General features: G+C 43.9%; 15 protein-coding genes. 2 read left to right on the forward strand and 13 right to left on the reverse strand.

Going from position 1 to position 16,379, the window contains the following annotated elements; translation table 11 throughout:
* Positions 1-214 precede the first annotated feature (214 nt).
* The 11 genes from WC788_00530 to WC788_00580 form a co-directional block, all read right to left on the reverse strand.
* Positions 215-1,138, reverse strand: coding sequence for a M48 family metallopeptidase (locus tag WC788_00530; protein MFA6096095.1), 924 nt, complete (start codon positions 1,136-1,138; stop codon positions 215-217).
* A gap of 70 nt (positions 1,139-1,208) precedes the next feature.
* A complete protein-coding gene (locus WC788_00535; GenBank protein ID MFA6096096.1) occupies positions 1,209-2,045 on the reverse strand; it encodes a thrombospondin type 3 repeat-containing protein in 837 nt (278 codons plus the stop codon).
* On the reverse strand, positions 2,033-3,541 hold the full coding sequence (locus tag WC788_00540) for a pilin (GenBank protein ID MFA6096097.1): 1,509 nt from the start codon (positions 3,539-3,541) through the stop codon (positions 2,033-2,035). Before WC788_00540 ends, WC788_00535 begins: the two co-directional genes overlap by 13 nt.
* A gap of 66 nt (positions 3,542-3,607) precedes the next feature.
* Positions 3,608-4,165, reverse strand: coding sequence for a LemA family protein (locus WC788_00545; GenBank protein MFA6096098.1), 558 nt, complete (start codon positions 4,163-4,165; stop codon positions 3,608-3,610).
* 144 nt (positions 4,166-4,309) lie between these two features.
* Positions 4,310-5,995: a chaperonin GroEL gene (groL, locus tag WC788_00550; GenBank protein ID MFA6096099.1), complete on the reverse strand. Its 1,686-nt coding sequence runs from the start codon at positions 5,993-5,995 to the stop codon at positions 4,310-4,312.
* Positions 5,996-6,243: 248 nt separating this feature from the next.
* Positions 6,244-6,540, reverse strand: coding sequence for a co-chaperone GroES (groES, locus tag WC788_00555; protein ID MFA6096100.1), 297 nt, complete (start codon positions 6,538-6,540; stop codon positions 6,244-6,246).
* A 424-nt stretch (positions 6,541-6,964) separates the two neighbouring features.
* Positions 6,965-7,507 carry a hypothetical protein gene (locus tag WC788_00560; GenBank protein MFA6096101.1) on the reverse strand — a complete coding sequence of 181 codons (543 nt, stop codon included), beginning with the start codon at positions 7,505-7,507 and terminating at the stop codon, positions 6,965-6,967.
* Complete coding sequence (locus tag WC788_00565; GenBank protein MFA6096102.1) at positions 7,504-8,166, reverse strand: hypothetical protein; 663 nt, start codon at positions 8,164-8,166, stop codon at positions 7,504-7,506. The genes WC788_00560 and WC788_00565 overlap by 4 nt, the downstream gene beginning before the upstream one ends.
* 62 nt (positions 8,167-8,228) lie before the next feature.
* Positions 8,229-8,795 carry a hypothetical protein gene (locus WC788_00570; protein MFA6096103.1) on the reverse strand — a complete coding sequence of 189 codons (567 nt, stop codon included), beginning with the start codon at positions 8,793-8,795 and terminating at the stop codon, positions 8,229-8,231.
* Between the two features lie 220 nt (positions 8,796-9,015).
* Positions 9,016-9,531 carry a hypothetical protein gene (locus WC788_00575; protein ID MFA6096104.1) on the reverse strand — a complete coding sequence of 172 codons (516 nt, stop codon included), beginning with the start codon at positions 9,529-9,531 and terminating at the stop codon, positions 9,016-9,018.
* 845 nt (positions 9,532-10,376) lie between these two features.
* Positions 10,377-11,384 carry a nucleotidyltransferase domain-containing protein gene (locus WC788_00580; protein ID MFA6096105.1) on the reverse strand — a complete coding sequence of 336 codons (1,008 nt, stop codon included), beginning with the start codon at positions 11,382-11,384 and terminating at the stop codon, positions 10,377-10,379.
* A 169-nt stretch (positions 11,385-11,553) separates the two neighbouring features.
* Between WC788_00580 and WC788_00585 the strand changes: the two genes are divergently transcribed.
* Positions 11,554-11,964, forward strand: a complete 411-nt coding sequence (locus WC788_00585) for a hypothetical protein (protein ID MFA6096106.1) — start codon at positions 11,554-11,556, stop codon at positions 11,962-11,964.
* Between the two features lie 163 nt (positions 11,965-12,127).
* On the opposite strand, the gene WC788_00590 is transcribed toward WC788_00585, so the two are convergent.
* Positions 12,128-12,670 (reverse strand): hypothetical protein, encoded by a 543-nt coding sequence (locus WC788_00590; protein MFA6096107.1) that lies wholly within the window; start codon positions 12,668-12,670, stop codon positions 12,128-12,130.
* Between the two features lie 279 nt (positions 12,671-12,949).
* On the opposite strand from WC788_00590, the gene WC788_00595 reads away from it, so the two are divergent.
* Positions 12,950-13,345, forward strand: coding sequence for a hypothetical protein (locus WC788_00595; GenBank protein MFA6096108.1), 396 nt, complete (start codon positions 12,950-12,952; stop codon positions 13,343-13,345).
* Positions 13,346-13,460: 115 nt separating this feature from the next.
* Here WC788_00595 and uvrA read toward each other — a convergent pair whose 3' ends face one another.
* On the reverse strand, positions 13,461-16,295 hold the full coding sequence (gene uvrA / locus WC788_00600) for an excinuclease ABC subunit UvrA (protein ID MFA6096109.1): 2,835 nt from the start codon (positions 16,293-16,295) through the stop codon (positions 13,461-13,463).
* Positions 16,296-16,379 lie beyond the last annotated feature (84 nt).

The following is a 16,379-nucleotide window of genomic DNA, read 5'->3' on the forward strand; positions in this document are numbered from 1 at the left end:
CAAGCAACTTTCTTCTTTCCAATTCTATCCCAAACGAAAATCAAAAAATAAGATGTTATAAAACATTAAATCACCGTAAAAAAATCCTTCCCTAATCCAGCTTCATAAATTGTTTGATTGAATTTTTGCCGACCATAATTTTTAATTTTACATTGTCATTTTCCATTTTTGAGCCATAGGCTCATCAGCCTTGGGCTCGAGATTTTTTCATTTTTTATTTCCCTACCTCTCCGCCTTCTGCGGACCCGCCGGAGGCGGGCATCCCCATCAATGCCGCGATCCTCTCTTCGACCGGAGGATGGGTCATGAACATCTTGCTCACATTCTGGCCTTTGAATGGATTCGCGATATAGAGGTGCGCCGTGGCGCGATTCGCAACCTCGAGAGGCTCCTGATCGGCGGATATTTTCCGAAGCGCATTGGCAAGTCCTTCCGGATAGCGTGTCAGAAGAGCTCCGTCAGCATCAGCAAGAAATTCTCTCTTTCTTGAAATTGCCAGCTGAATGAGCATCGCGAAAAAAGGAGCGATAATTGAAAGCAGGATCGCGATGATCATTATATACTCGCTGCCCTTGCCCCTGCTGTCCCTGTTTCTTCCTCCATACCAAGCCCAATGTCTGAAAGAATCCGCAAGAAGCGCAACGACTCCGACAAGCACAACGACAACAGTCGAAAGAAGGATGTCCCGGTTTCCTATATGGGAAAGTTCGTGTGCAAGCACTCCTTCCAATTCAGACTTTTCCAATTTTTGAAGAAGTCCGGTCGTAACGGCGATCACGGCATGCTGAGGGTCCCGCCCTGTCGCAAAAGCGTTGGGCGCAGTGTCTTCAATGATATAGATCTTCGGAACCGGAAGACCGGCAGTGATGCAAAGATTTTCAACAAGATGATAAAGATCGCGCGCACTGTCGTGATCGATCTCGTGCGCATTGCTCATCATGAGCACAAGTTTGTCGGAATACCAATAGCTTCCGACGCTCATAAGCATGCTGAAAATCACCGCAAACCAGAGGATCGCGCTGGAACCTATCGCTTCGGAAAAAACCCATCCGACTGCGATCACAAAAACAAGAAAAACAGTGATCAGGAAATAGGTGCTCCTTTTGTTGTTGTCTGCCTGTGTATATAGAGTTGGCATAGAGTTAACTTAACATTAAAAAACAGCTCTTTACCTTGATTATAGGGTAAATCAGAGCAAAAAGCCATCTTTATTCCATTTTTCCCGCACCAAGAGGATTGAATCCGTTTTTCACCTCGTTGCCATCGGAATAACCGTCGCCATCAGTGTCGGAGTCATCGGGATCGGTTTTATATTTCAAAGTTTCATCGCCATCGGAAAGCCCGTCGCCATCGCTATCCTTGATCATTTTATTTTCGAGGCAAAAATTCTTCAATTTATCATCAATAATTTCACTGCATATTTTCAGATCGCGCTCTACAAATGCCTTTCTGTAAAGAAATACCTCCTCGCATGTATTTAGAGCTTTTTCGGAATTCAAATTCACGCAATCTTCCGTTCTATTGTAGAGTATAAATATTTGTCCTATGCAATTCACATAATTCCCGCCATCAAGCGATTGGCATTTGCTGATCCTCCCCTCGCTACGCTTTTCCACAATGACATTCATACATCCAATAATTTTTTCTTGGATCTGGATCTCTCCACAAATACCGCTATCCGCCCTGATAAAAGCGACGGACGCGATACATTCACTTCTATCACCCCTTCCCAAACATGGGCCGATGGAGTTTATGCTGTGTTTTGCCGTTTCACGGAAAAATTCAATTTGCGCTTCGCTGAATTCCGGATGATCTCTCTTCAAATCCGCCAAAATATTCAAAATATCATTATCTTCGCTTATTATGTCCTCGACCTTCTTTTCTTCGGTTGTTTTTCCATTAGGATCCACTACATTCCCCGTATCTGGTTTTTTCCTCTTGAGTCCGAAAGAAAATATCAAAACAACAGCCAAGATCACTGCCAGAACCCCGACAATTATTATTTTTATTCTCTTACTGAACATAAGGATGATTATTTCCAGCATTGAAAATAGCCGGTTGTATGATTTATTCCTATGGCCCAATCTCTGGTACTTTGTCCCAATACACAATTACCCCCGCTATAACCAATGGATTCACTGAACACATATCCAGGAGGAAGCGATGAAGGACCACTGTTGGCGCCCCCACAGCACGCATCAGCTCCGCAACTTACCAAATCGCAGCAGGCATAATCAAGAACATAGGTTGTGGCATTATTGCATTGACCATAATTACCATCGATTGGCGTTGGCGCATTAGCAGTGCACTCATTCCAGCCATTGCAAGTACAATTGCAACTTCGCTTTCCAGCAACCTCAATACCGGCGCAATGAAGAGGATAGCCTACACCAAGCACGGCCTGGCAATCCATGTCGGGAGTAACACCAGGCTCACAAACTTCAACCCCATTCACTATTCCATCACCGCAAAAAGTGGTATCCAGATTACAGCTGATCTTTCTCCAGCTGCCGTCCCCCATCGGATCGCTGAATCCAAAAAGCACCATGACCAAATTCACAATAAGCCAGGCAACAAGAACAGCCACAAATCCAAGAACGGATTTGGAAATCACCAACTTAACAGCAGCCAATCCGCCCGATCCCCCAATGGAAGTTATGGACATCAGCATTCCGAGCACGATGAAAAGTATCGTGAATATGCCGACGATCCCGATGAGATAATTTATTATATTATAGATCGTGGGAACAACGTGGCAAAGATTGCATGGCGCCGTTTCATTCCAGGGAGTCACGGGATCGTTCAAGACCCTTCCACAAGGAACCAAACCCCCTATTTTTCCCCGAGGCTCACAAGGTCCTGCGGTTGACGGCGGAGTTAGGGGCAAATTGCATGCACCACAAGAAACGCTACACAATTTAGGCAAAGGACAATTCGTCAGACCATCGCAAGCTTCCAAGCCTTCTATTATGCCATTTCCGCAACAAGCCGGATTTCCAAGACAATCCGAATCATCACAATTAATAAACCCATCTCCATCATCGTCAGCCGGCAAACCTGGACTATCGTCACATATTTCAGAGGATGAACCGGTGATGTCATAAACGGCCGAATCACTCCCGGAATCTCCTCCCTGCGATGCGGTTATTGTGAAAGAAAAACTGTCTGCGGAAGTATAAGGCCCTCTGCAGGAAGTTACAGTGAATGGAATATTAACAAAACCTCCGGGAACAATTGCAGGAGTATTTAAAGGAAGAGTTTCAGTCCAGCTATCTTCTATACATGGAGCTGCTGGTAATGTTATCGTTAATGAAAAAACTCTATCATCTACGCCGGCTACGCAAGGAGGATCATCGTCATTATTGGTCACGGTCAAAGTGTAACCCAATACGCTTTCTTCTGCTCCAAAGTTTAAAGCTGGATTAATAACAACAGTTGGATCTTCCGGCGCACACACTGCCCTTGCATTTTCAACATTTCCCAAAAAAAAGGCAAAAGCAAAAACAATGCACAACATCAATTTGTTTCGCGCTTGAAACATGTTTATACGTTTAGGCTGATAATGAATTATCCGCATCAGGCATCAGGCAGCTAGAGATCGTGTTCATTAGAAACTGACCTTTGGAGCTTCTTTCTGAGCCGCATCTTCGATCTGGAAGAATTCGCGTTTCTTGATCGCCATCATGCCCGCAATTACGCTGTCGGGGAAAACCATGATCTTGGTGTTCAGGTCGCGGACGTTGCCGTTATAGAACCTTCTCGAAGCCTGGATCTTGTTTTCCGTGTCGGAAAGCTCCTTCTGAAGTTCCAAAAAGTTCTGGTTCGCTTTCAGCTCGGGATAGCTCTCGGAAACCGCAAACAGGCTTTTCAACGTTCCGGCAAGCATATTTTCCGCCATTCCTTTCTGCTCGGGACCTTGCGCGCTCATGGCGCTCGCCCTGGCCTGGGTCACTTTCTCGAAAACATCTTTCTCGTGAGTTGCATAACCCTTTACCGTGTTGATAAGGTTCGGGATCAGATCATATCTTCTTTTCAACTGGACATCAATATCGCTCCATGCCTCATCTGTCCTGACCTGAAGGGTCACAAACCCATTGTATATGCCTATAGCCCAAGTGATCAGAATGATCACGGCAATAAGCAGAATCGTTAAAATCGCATCCATGTTTTTTTCTTAATTGTTAATATAAAAGCTGGATTATTTTATATGGCTAATTATAACATAAAAATATATTTTTCACAAAACGTTTCCATGCACATAAAAAGAGCCCCGAACCATTCGGGACTCTTTTCTATTCAAACCGAAACATTACATCCCCATTCCCATGCCGCCCATTCCACCCATGCCGCCCGGCATTCCGCCATGCGCATGTTCTTTCTTTTCCGGAAGATCGGTGATCGCTACTTCCGTAGTAAGAAGCATCGCGGAGACCGAGATGGCATTCTCAAGAGCGGACCTTGTGACCTTCACCGGGTCGATTATCCCCTCTTTCACCATGTCGTCCACCATTTTATTCGATACTGCGTTATAGCCGAGGTTCTTCAGCTTGGAATTTCTGACGAGATTCGCCACAACAGCGCCCTCTTCTTTTCCGGCATTCTGAACGATCTGGCGAAGCGGTTCTTCAAGCGCCCGAAGAAGGATCTTGAATCCCGCATTATATTCATCCTGCAGATCCAGACTGGATGCAGCAAACTTTCCTTCATCGAATTTCTTTTTGACGGCGACACCGGCTTTCACCAGAGCGGTTCCGCCTCCCGCAACTATACCCTCTTCAACAGCGGCTTTTGTTGCAGCCAAGGCGTCTTCAACTTTGTGTTTCTTGTATGTAAGCTCGGATTCAGTCGCAGCTCCGACCTTGAGGATCGCAACTCCTCCGGCAAGCTTGGCCAATCTTTCCTTAAGCTTTTCCTTGTCAAAATCGGAATCGGAAGCTTCTATTTCTTTTCTCAGTTGCGCAACTCTCTTTTCAATATCCTTCTTATCTCCCCGTCCGTCAACGATAGTCGTATTGTCTTTCGTGGAAACGACTTTCCTCGCTTTTCCAAGCATATCCAAAGTCGCAGTTTCAAGTTTCAATCCGAGGTCCTCGGTTATAACCTTGCCTCCTGTGACAGCTGCAAGATCAGCGAGCATTTCTTTCCTTCTGTCACCGAATCCCGGAGCTTTGATCGCCAAGGCGCTGAAAGTTCCGCGGAGCTTGTTGATGATCAAAGTCGTGAGAGCTTCTCCCTCGACTTCGTCAGCAATGATGACAACATCCTTTTTCCCGGTCTGGGTTATCTTTTCCAGGATCGGAAGGATCTCGTTCAATGTGGAAATTTTCTTGTCCGTGATCAAAATATACGGATCTGCCAGTTCTGATTGCATTTTTTCCGCATTGGTGATCATATAGGGAGAAATATAGCCTTTATCGAACTGCATTCCCTCCACTATATCGCTGGACATACCGAAAGTCTGAGATTCTTCAACGGTTATAACTCCGTCATTTCCGACTTTTTCCATAATTTCAGCAATAATGTTCCCAATCTCAACATCTTCCGCGGAGATCGTAGCGACCTGCGCCGTCTCGGCTTTGCTCTCGATCTTCTGTGAATTCGCGCGAAGCTCGGCCACAACTTCTTTTCCGGCTTTTTCTATTCCATGTCTGATGCCGACCGGATTCACGCCCATAGCGACATATTTCAGACCTTCAGTGATGATGGCCTGGGTCAGGACCGCAGAAGTCGTAGTTCCGTCTCCCGCAACATCATTCGTTTTGGAAGCGACTTCCTTCACCAGTTCCGCACCGATGTTCTCAAACTTATCCTCAAGCTCGATTTCTTTCGCGATCGAAACTCCGTCATTCGTGATGGTCGGAGCTCCATAGCCTTTGTCCAGGATCGCATTTCTTCCTTTGGGGCCCAGCGTGATCTTCACGGCATTGGCAACCTTGTCTATTCCCGCCTTAATGGCCTGCCTTGCCGATTCGTCGAATTTTATATCTTTTGCCATAATATTTTCTTTTAATTATAAATGTTTTTTCTTCAAGCGAGTTGTTGCTGCTCAGGCGCTTGGGATGAACTGACGTCTAATTTAAAAATCAAATATCAAAAATCAAAATTTAATGTAAAATTAAAATATTTTACGGATAATTTTGTCTTTTTGATCTGTCATTTTGCACTTTGATTTTTCAATTTTGCACTTTTGTGTCAAAACACCTTTCGCCGCACATCACAATCCTGATTGGCATAATTTACTCACTATTTTCCTTCAACGATCGCCATAATGTCTTCGTCCGAAACGACAAGATATTCTTTGCCGTCGATCTTGATCTCCGTCGGGCTGTATTTTGAAAAAAGCACAGTGTCACCGACTTTGACATCCATCGGGATCCGCTTTCCGGCATCGTCAATTTTTCCCGGACCGACAGCGAGAACTTTCCCCTGTTCCGGCTTGTCCTTGTCAACCGTATCGGGAATTATGATCCCGCTTTTTGTTTTTTCTTCTTTGGAAACAGCTTCCAGGATGATCTTGTTTCCGAGAGGTTTCAGCTTCATATGACTTTCCTTTCCGCACCTGCTTTTCGGCAGACGCATTAACTTGTTAATTGGGCTCTGATCAGGCTTTATTAAATTTTACCTCGAATCTTCCGAACGATTTTGGCACTCTCTCTGTTTGAGTGCTAATACCATTCTATTCGTTTTTCAGCGGGTGTCAAGAGGACAGCCCATTAGCTTTTTAGGTTGTAGCTTTTTAGATGTTATCGGAATTAAACCATTAAAAAAAGATGCGAATAATGCATCCTAAGAAGCTATTGATTCAATCCCGAATCTTTTTGTTCTGCAAATTCCGAAAGCTTTTTTCGTTCCCGATTTCAATTCGGGAATTTTTCTAAATTCACAAAAATATTTGCGAACTTGGAAAATTGGAAGGAGTGCTTGGTCGTGCGGACTTTACACTCCTGTCTTTTTTACCATGTTTCTATTTAAACATAGTATTCATTTGGGCGATCATATCAACCGCCCCCATTTTTTCTTCTTTGATTTTCGTCTCTTTTCCTTTTCCTTCCTTCTTATACGAAATTGTTTGTCCATTAACATCTCGTTCATCCACGAACTGAGATGCTATGTTCTGTGCCCAGCCGAACGGCGCCGAGACAAGAACCCAAGTTTCTCCGCCAGAGCCTCCGCCAGTGGAAACTTCGGAAAGTTTTCTGACTTCCGATCCAAACTCCACATGAAAGCTTGGCCAGCGCTTGGCTCCGCAGCCCGGACTATACTGCTCGACAAGCACCAATTCCATTTGAGGATTTTCCTCGCAGGGGATCAATACGACTCCCTCATTGGTGATAACAATGTAGATTTTATCCAAATTGCCATCCGATGCAGGAGTGCTCGCAATAAGTCCCGTATCATGACGTGTCATTCCCGACTGTGGACTGAATGGTACTTGTCCGTCAGCGACACCAATACCCTTGCTGACACTGTTTCCGCGAAGTGTCAAGGCGATATGGGGAGTTTTCATAACCATTCCCCGCCGCCATTTTCAACTATCACCAGTGCCAGTCGAGCCTTGCGTCTTTCCGGCGTTTCAACAACCCATTCTTTTCCGGTCCACATATACCACGTGGATGAGTACTTAGAATTAAGCCGGAAAATTGCGCCCGGTGAAAGAATCGCAAGAACCTCTTCGCCATGGTTCGTCCGGCCAGCCTGCCCGAAAGCAATCGTGCCGGAAATAATCGTTTCCACTCCTTGGGCATCATGGATACCATATGACCGACAACGATCATACGACCCCACGGCGTTGATTACCGCCAGGCAACGATCCTCGTCGTTCCAGTCTCCACGAACAAGGACGATTCCCGTGTCTGTCTTCTTGGCGCGAACCTCGGAACCATTACCAATAATGGGAATAATTCCTTCGTTTCGTCCGCGACCACTTTCGCCAATAACAATGCTATCACGAGATCTTATAATCCCTGCTTTCGGGTGATATGTTTCCCACACAGTCCCCTTTTTCTCGTAGGGCGCCCATAGCTCCCCGCACTCCTTACATGGTCCGGGATTATTCTCTCCAGGATCGATGAAAGTTATATCGCTTTTTCCTTTATTAGGACAAGGGACATCCATTTCCATCATTACCGGATTATCTCCCGGCGAAGATATTGTGTACAATTTCATTTTATTCACCTCTTCTCTTTGTGCTCGAAAGACTAATTTTTCTATGAGCTTTAAACTCCGCATTACCCGCGGCTAGGGATTTCTTCTGATGTCTCTCGCCAGACTTCAAACTCCTCAGTTGGCATCGTTTTGTAGCCATCCCAAGAAAAAATCTCGACAAGACCGGTTCCGCATCGCCGACCCGTTTCTGCAAACACATATCCTTTCGGATCTGTGAGCCGAACAACCAAATGTCCTGTGGGACAACAATGTATATTGCCGTCCTTCTTAGACAAAATTTCGGCACCGATGGCTTCAACCCTGCTATAATTTCCACGGAATCCGCCACGCAGAGTTATGAGCATTAGCTTCTCGTCCTGTTTTTCCGAGCACGGAACAATAAGTAGTGTTCCTTTTTGTGTTTCGATCAACTTTGACGGCTGATCATCAACACTCACATTCGGACAGGAATATCCGTCTGCCGATGGCTCTTTCCCCTTAAACTTTGGAACATAGCCGCTTGCGACTGGCTGAAATGCACTATAACGTGCTCCAGCTCCACGAAACGCCGGAAAAGGTTCAACTGACCAATTCCATGGCATAGGACGGAATGAGTTCGTCTTTTCTGAAGAATACAATATTTTTATCATTACTTTCTGCCTCCTAAATTTCAATGTTCATCCTGAAACATTCTCAGGAACCCTTTTTAAAATTTTCATTTTAACAAAGAGTAACCTGTTTACCCGCCCCCAGCGGGATTGCAACCGTTTGTTTCAGGATAAACAAATTACTCTGTACTAAATAATTTTCTAAATTTACCTTTTTATGAAAGATAAGCTTGGAAAAAAATTGAAAAGGGGAAAAAGTTACTTATTCATCAATTGACTTAACTATTAATACAAAGCCAACGATAAATAATGCCAGTGTGAACCAGAATGCAAGCGCCCAGGCAAAGTTGTTTGGGAATCTGGAGATTCCCGGAGGCACTGTCACAGCAGAACCCTGTTCGCCCTTGTTCGTTAAGGTTTCCCTTAACTTCATGAGCACGTTGCTCTTGTCGAGCTGTGAAGCATTTTCAGGAACTTTTTTGAGTTCCCAAAGAGATGCGTTCATGTTCTCATACCAGAACCCTACATCTTCATCCGGGGTTCTCAAAAAACTTATTATCGTGGTATACCCATGCGTATACCCATTCACCCTCATGTTCTCAATCACGGTTTCCATTTCCTTCGTTGCGAGGTCAATGGTATTCGAATCAGCGGCTCTCTGCATATGGCCGCCTATCTCCTGCTCAAACGTGATCTCGGCCTTATACAATAAAGTTCCAGCACATATTACAAACGTTAGGCATAATAATATGCCAAAAACAAATTTTAGTCCATTCATATCCTCACCTCTCCCTGTCTTGTTTTATTTTGCCTTACCGCGTATAGTCAAAAGACAAAAAACAGAGAATTTTATTTATGCGGTTAAAGCGTTTGCTGGATTGCTGGTCAACAAACACTTTGCCCGCATAAATATTATCGAGAACGTGAAGATTACCGATGAATCAGGAACATGATTTGATATTATTTTTCCCCTTTTTCAATGTGCATCGCCGCGACATAGCTTTACGCGACATCGGGCATGCTTCTCTTCGTATTTCTACGATTTGAAGACTTCTTGACCCGTGAAACCTTTATCTCACCGGGTTAGGCCTCGAAATTTTTTCGAAGCTTTTCTAAGTTTACCTTAGCAAAAGATAAACTTGGAAAATCGGGGAACGGATCGCTTCGTCATTCTTTCTCAGGGCAATGCCCTTCTTAATCAAAAAAGCGATCGAAAGAGAGATCCTTCCAATCGCTTTTTTAATCCATGCGATTAGTATGACATTATTAAGTATATAGAAATATGTTAATGTTTGCTTTATTGATTATTAATCTATTACTAAGCAAGCATTCGGTTATATTCCTTTATACAACTCATTAATGACTCTCTCCTTTCATTAATCTGTATATTTAATGTTCATTTACTGTTATCTATTTTCTTATCTTGAAATTAAAGTATATCACATTTTTTGATATTTGTCAAGAGAAAGCTTAACAACAAATTAGGAAAATAGTCCTATCTCAATATACCCAAATCCACTGCCAATAAACGAGTTCCGGAACAATAAAAAAGGCTTTTAAAAAGTCTAAGGCAAACATTGACATCGGTTGTCCTAAAAAGCCAATAAGCTACAAACTGAAAAGCTATTTATTCAGTCCCGAATCTTTCTGCCCTGCAAATTCAGCAAGCCCCATCTTTTCCATGCGGGAGTTGAATTCCGGGATCACGAATCTTTCATGAGAATCCGGATGAAATTCGAGCTGATCATCGCCTATCGTTATCCGGCCTCCGGATTTTTTATACAACGGATCGCTCTTTATTCTTCTGCTTTGAAATTCGGAGAGTTTTTTCTCCAGCACATCCCCGATCACGTTCGACAGCATAAAACCGGATACTGAAGAAATAAAAGAAAGCACAGCGCTTCTTTTTATGCTCCTCGAGCTCCCAAGCTCTGAACCCCTGCAATTTTCGACATAATTTCCCATCCATTCGTTTTCTATCTGAAACTCTTGAAAAAGCCTGAGGTCTTTCGGATGTTTGTATAAATTGACCAGATGTATATAGCTCTCGGCGTTATACAAGCTTTCAAAAGGTATCTTGAGAGATCTGTCGGTAATATAATGGTTAAGACAGATCATATCTTTCGTCACCTTGCCATGCCTTTTTGCAAAAAGAAGCGAAGTCAGAATGGTTATGAACGTCCTCACCGTCCATATCCTTCCGGACTTTGCCACAACGATAAGGTCTATGTCCGAGTCCCGCCTGCTGTTCCCGAGCGCAAGAGACCCGCTTATGAAGATGCCTTTCAAAAATGGCGTGACTTGCATCAGCCAAAAGATCTTTCTGGCCTTCTTCCATTTTTGGTCCGCTATTTTTTTCCGCTCCAGCCTCCTGGCGACCATCTCATCCCGGCCTCTCTGGAAATAAAAACCGTATTTCACACCGATCCTGCTTCTCAACATCTCGCCCTCTTCCAGACACTCCAAAACATCCCCTGACGCTCCTTCGCTCTTGCTGTTTTCGTTCCCGCCTCTTCTAATCAGATATGAAAAAATCTCATTCGAAGTCAGAGGATAATCAAATATGTCATAGTATGCGATCGTGGCAAGGATCTGCCTTTGAAGCTCTTGACTTTTTTTTGATTCTAGCATATAATATTTTGTTAGCTTTCTTAATATAATAATACCACAAGAAAGCTGCAGAAACAGCCCTTTAATAACAAATTTCGAAGCAGATAGTTTGATTGTCAATTTTTGGCAATCATTTTACCCTGTTTCTAAAGGCAAATGGACAAAGGAACCGTTCCAATGGAGGAATATTATGGATGATATGGATGATGTAGGTGAATCAATAATTTTTACTGCATGTGTAGGGATATTAAGCTTTATCGTAAGCCTAAGAATCTTTCACAAGGAAGGAGTACTTTCTTATGGAGCTATTGACGGTGCTTTAATTGTAGCGCTTCTAATAGGAATTTTCGTGGCCCTTTTTAAAAATTACGCGGTCTTCATAGGAATTAAGGAATTGAAAATAAATCCAAAGAAAAAAGTATTTACTATTGGAACGCTAGTAATCACGATGATTGCAGCGACTGCCGCTGTGTTCATTGCCCCGAAAGGCTGGTGGCCAATCTATATAGCGTACTTCTTCTTGTTAGCTATTGTTTTTTGCCTAATAAGAGGAGCATGCCTTATGAAAGAAGAGAGATCCAATTCCCTCCCCGAAACTTAAGAAATCTTAACTTTTCTTATTTTCTGGAGAGGATTTTTTTATTGCCCGAAAATAGAGATTTTTTCGCAGCTTCATACCTTTTCAATGACAAAATTAGCATCTAATCGCCAAGCTCTCGGGAAATTAACCCACAAAAACAATACTTCATCACTTCTTCCGGATATTATCCTGCATAGTCTTTTATTGCTTTCGGCGACTTATCTATTTTTTCCTTCTCCAGGTTCAAACCTTCGACCTCTATGATATTTTCACTATCGGCTCCTTTTATTTTTACATATATTTTATTTTCACCGGGCCTATAAAGAACGTCATACCGGCCACCGCCGGTTTCAACTTTTACATCTTCCGCATCAACAATGATGTCTCCTTCATTTTTCAGCATTTCTATTATATCCTGCACCATATTGCTTACTTCATTTCCTATCTTTTTCCCCACATAGCTTCCTTTTGGCAGATCTTTCAAGCTTTCCCTCTGCCGCACTGTCAGCCCGGAATTTTCAACATGAAACAGAACGGAAACATCGCCTTGCCGCATTAAAAGCGCAGAGCACAAAGCGCATCCTGTTGTCGCGATGGGAGTTTCATCCCTGGATACAGCCGGTCTATTTCCCTGAAACGTTGTAATACATAATTCCTCCGGATCTTCAAACTCAGGAATTATCAATTCTTTTTTCTCTATTCCAAAATTTTGATTCTCTTTAAACATATTTTTATTGAATTACCTATCACCCCAACTCGCATGCAGACAATGTCCAGTAGCAAGGAATCTGCACTTCAGGCTCTTAACTTTTTCGTAAATTTGGCATACAGTCTTTGGTTAGCTTTCTTAATGTAATAATACCATAAGATAGCTAATAATAAAGTTCTTTTTAAATAAAATAGGAAGAGATCCCCGGAGATGGATAAATTGGGCGATAGCTTTTAGCGTCCAGTTTATCCATCTCCAGAATGATGGTGAGTATATAAAAAAACCAGAGGTATATATATGACTAAGGATATAATAGAGAGAGTAGAAGAATTGATTGAAAAAGAAATGAAAAAAAGAAAAACTATGGAAGAATCCAGATCAAAGATCCGCATCCTCTTTGAAAAACTGCCCGACAACGAAAACATAGTCCTGAAGGCCAAATCCGCAAAAAGAGTGATCTTGCTGATAAAAAGGGCTGATGGGAAGCTTGAATTGATCGACACTACCATGTGGCTGGACCAAGACATTCCCGCACCGACATTCCAAAGGGACATCGAAGAAATCATGAAACATCTTGGAGAGAACATTGTCAGCATCAATGAATTTATGAGCCAGGATTCAGGTACGCTCGGCCTAAGCCTTCATTGGCCTGTTTTCGGTTCTGTGGATAATTTCACAGAACTTCTGAAATGATCGCTATTGTTTTTTTATTCCTATTTTTCCTTTTTTCAAACTTACCGATACCGGCAGGCTTGAAAAAGGAAGCATACAAAAAAGTTCCATGGTCATGGAACTTTTTTAATTTGACCTACATCACTTCGTGCAAATATTTTCCGGTGTAACTGTTCTTTGCTTTCAGTATCTGTTTCGGAGTCCCCTGGGCAACTATGTATCCACCCTTGTCTCCGCCCTCGGGACCAAGGTCAATGACCCAGTCGGCGCACTTTATGACTTCCATATTATGTTCGATCACCAGAACTGTGTTTCCCCTGTCTACAAGCCTGTTCAGAACTCCAAGCAACTTTCTTGTATCTTCGAAGTGCAATCCCACGGTCGGCTCATCGAGAATATAAAGAGTCTTCCCCTCTTTTGCGGGACGGGAAAGCTCGGTTGCCAGCTTTATCCTCTGCGCCTCGCCTCCGGAAAGGGTAGTCGCGCTCTGACCCAGTCTCATATATCCCAAACCGACGCTATCGAGAATCGACAGCTTTGTGAAAAGTGCCGGCGTATCCTTGAAGAATTTCAGGGCATGGCTTACGGTCATGTCGAGAACATCGGCGATGTTCACGCCTTTATATTCTATTTCCAAAGTTTCGCTATTATATCTTTTTCCGTTGCATTGTTCGCACTTGGTATAAACATCCGGCAGGAAATACATCTCGATCTTTGTGGCTCCGTCTCCCTTGCAGTTCTCGCACCTCCCGCCCTTCACATTGAAACTGAAATGCCCTGCCTTATAGTTCCTGGATTTCCCCTCGCCGGTGGATGCGAAAAGATCCCTCACATGCGTGAATATCCCGGTATATGTCGCCGGATTGCTCCTCGGAGTGCGCCCGATCGGAGACTGGTCGATGTTTATCACCTTTGAAAGCTTTTCATATCCCAATATCTCTTTGTGTATTCCAGGCTCAGCCTGAGCTCTGTGGAATTTTTTCGAAAGCGCCTTGGAAAGGATCCCGATGATGAGGCTTGATTTTCCGGAACCGGAAACCCCCGTCACGCATACGAATTTTCCAAGAGGGATCTTTGCATCGACATTTTTCAAGTTGTGATCCGTCGCGCCTTTTATGGTGATGAAATGTCCGCTTCCGTTCCTGTATTTTTTCGGCGCTTCGATCTTCCTCCGCCCCGAAAGATAACAGCCCGTGATGCATTGTTCGCCCATTATATGCTTCAGCGAACCTTCTGCGATTATCCTTCCGCCCGCTTCGCCCGACTTGGGCCCCATGTCTATTATATGATCTGCATTTCTTATGAAAAATTCATCGTGTTCGACGACCAGCACCGAATTCCCGAGGTCCCGGAGGTTCTTCATAGCGTCAAGAAGTTTCCCGTTGTCCCTCCTGTGAAGTCCGATCGACGGCTCATCCAGGACATATAGGATCCCCTGCAGTCTTGCGCTGAGCTGGGTGGACAGCTTGATCCTTCTTGCCTCTCCGGACGAAATGGTCTCGGAAGATCTCATGAGCGAAAGATAATTCAGTCCGATATCGTCCAAAAAATATAATCGCTTGAGGATCTCCTCGATCAGCGGTTTTGATCCTGAAAATTTCCTGTCATGCGCCAGCGCTTTGAAAAATCCGATCTCTTCAAGCACGGTCAGCTTGGTTATTTCGCTTATGGATTTGCCGCAGATCCTGACAGCAAGCGCATTCCTGTTGAGCCTGTCTCCGAGACATTCCGGGCAGATCTTCTTTGTCATATATTTTTCAAGCTCGCTTCTGACATAGTCCGAGTTCGTTTCATAATATTTTCCTTCAAGTATCTTCACTGCGCCCCGGAAGCTTTCATGGCCCGCGGAAACTTCCGCCCCCCTCTTCCCTTCTTCCGCTTCTTTGTCTCCGTATAAAACGAAATCAAGGTCTTTTTTGGACATTCTGCTCACCGGTATATCGATGGGTATCTTATGCTTTTTTGAAATGTGATCCAGGGTATTGATATATTCTTCCCACTTATTGAGAAGATTCGCCCAGGGCCTGATCGCGCCCTCAGCCAGGGTCAGGGATTTGTTCGGAATTATCATTTTTGCGTCTATTTCCAGTTTGACACCCAGTCCCGTGCAAGACGGACATGCGCCATAGGGGTTATTGAAAGAGAACAGCCTGGGCTCAATATCCGGAAATGTCGTCCTGCAGTTCGAACAATACAGATGGTCTGAAAAGAACAATTCCCTGCTCTCTTCTTTTTTCAAAGAGAAATAATTCACGATCACAAATCCTCCCGACATCGAAAAAGCCGTCTCAACCGAATCCAGGATGCTTTCATATGCAACTTTCTTTTCCTGCTTGTTGAATCTGTCGATGACCATATCAACCCCATGCTTGTCTTTTTCGCCCAATCCGGCCTTGTCGATCTCCGACATCTGCTTTATCTCTCCGTCAAATCTGACCCTCTGATAACCTGTTTTGGAATATTTATTGATCGCCCTTATGCAGCCGTCCTTATCCAGGTTTCCAAGCGGCGCCATAATTATGACCCGCGCATCGTCCGCAAGACCCACGATTTCGTTCACGATCTGGCCGGAGGTCTGTTTTTTCAGCTCGCCTTTGCAGCTCGAACAATGGACCTCGCCCACCGTCGAGAACATTATCCTCATGTAGTCATAGATCTCCGTCATGGTTCCAACTGTCGAACGGGGATTTCTGCTCGCGCTTCTTTCATCGATCGAGATCGAAGGAGAAAGACCCTCGATCTGATCCACATCGGGCTTATTCAGAAGATTTACGAACTGCTTCGGATAGTCCGAAATATTTTCAAGATATCTTCTCTGGCCTTCGGCATAGATCGTATCGAATACCAATGACGACTTTCCGGAACCGGACGGACCGGTCACCACCACCAGCTTTCCTCTCGGAATATCCACGCTGATGTTTTTCAGATTGTGCACCCTCGCTCCCTTGATCGATATTTTTGCTTTGTTCATAGATTGGATTTTTAGGATGAATTCATAAGGCGCTTTTTTGCCTTAAATAAGCCCTTATTTTTCTTATTAAAATCGAATGAATAT

Source organism: Candidatus Paceibacterota bacterium (assembly GCA_041661265.1).
Taxonomy (GTDB): Bacteria; Patescibacteriota; Minisyncoccia; order JAHIHE01; family JAGLIN01; genus JBAZUT01.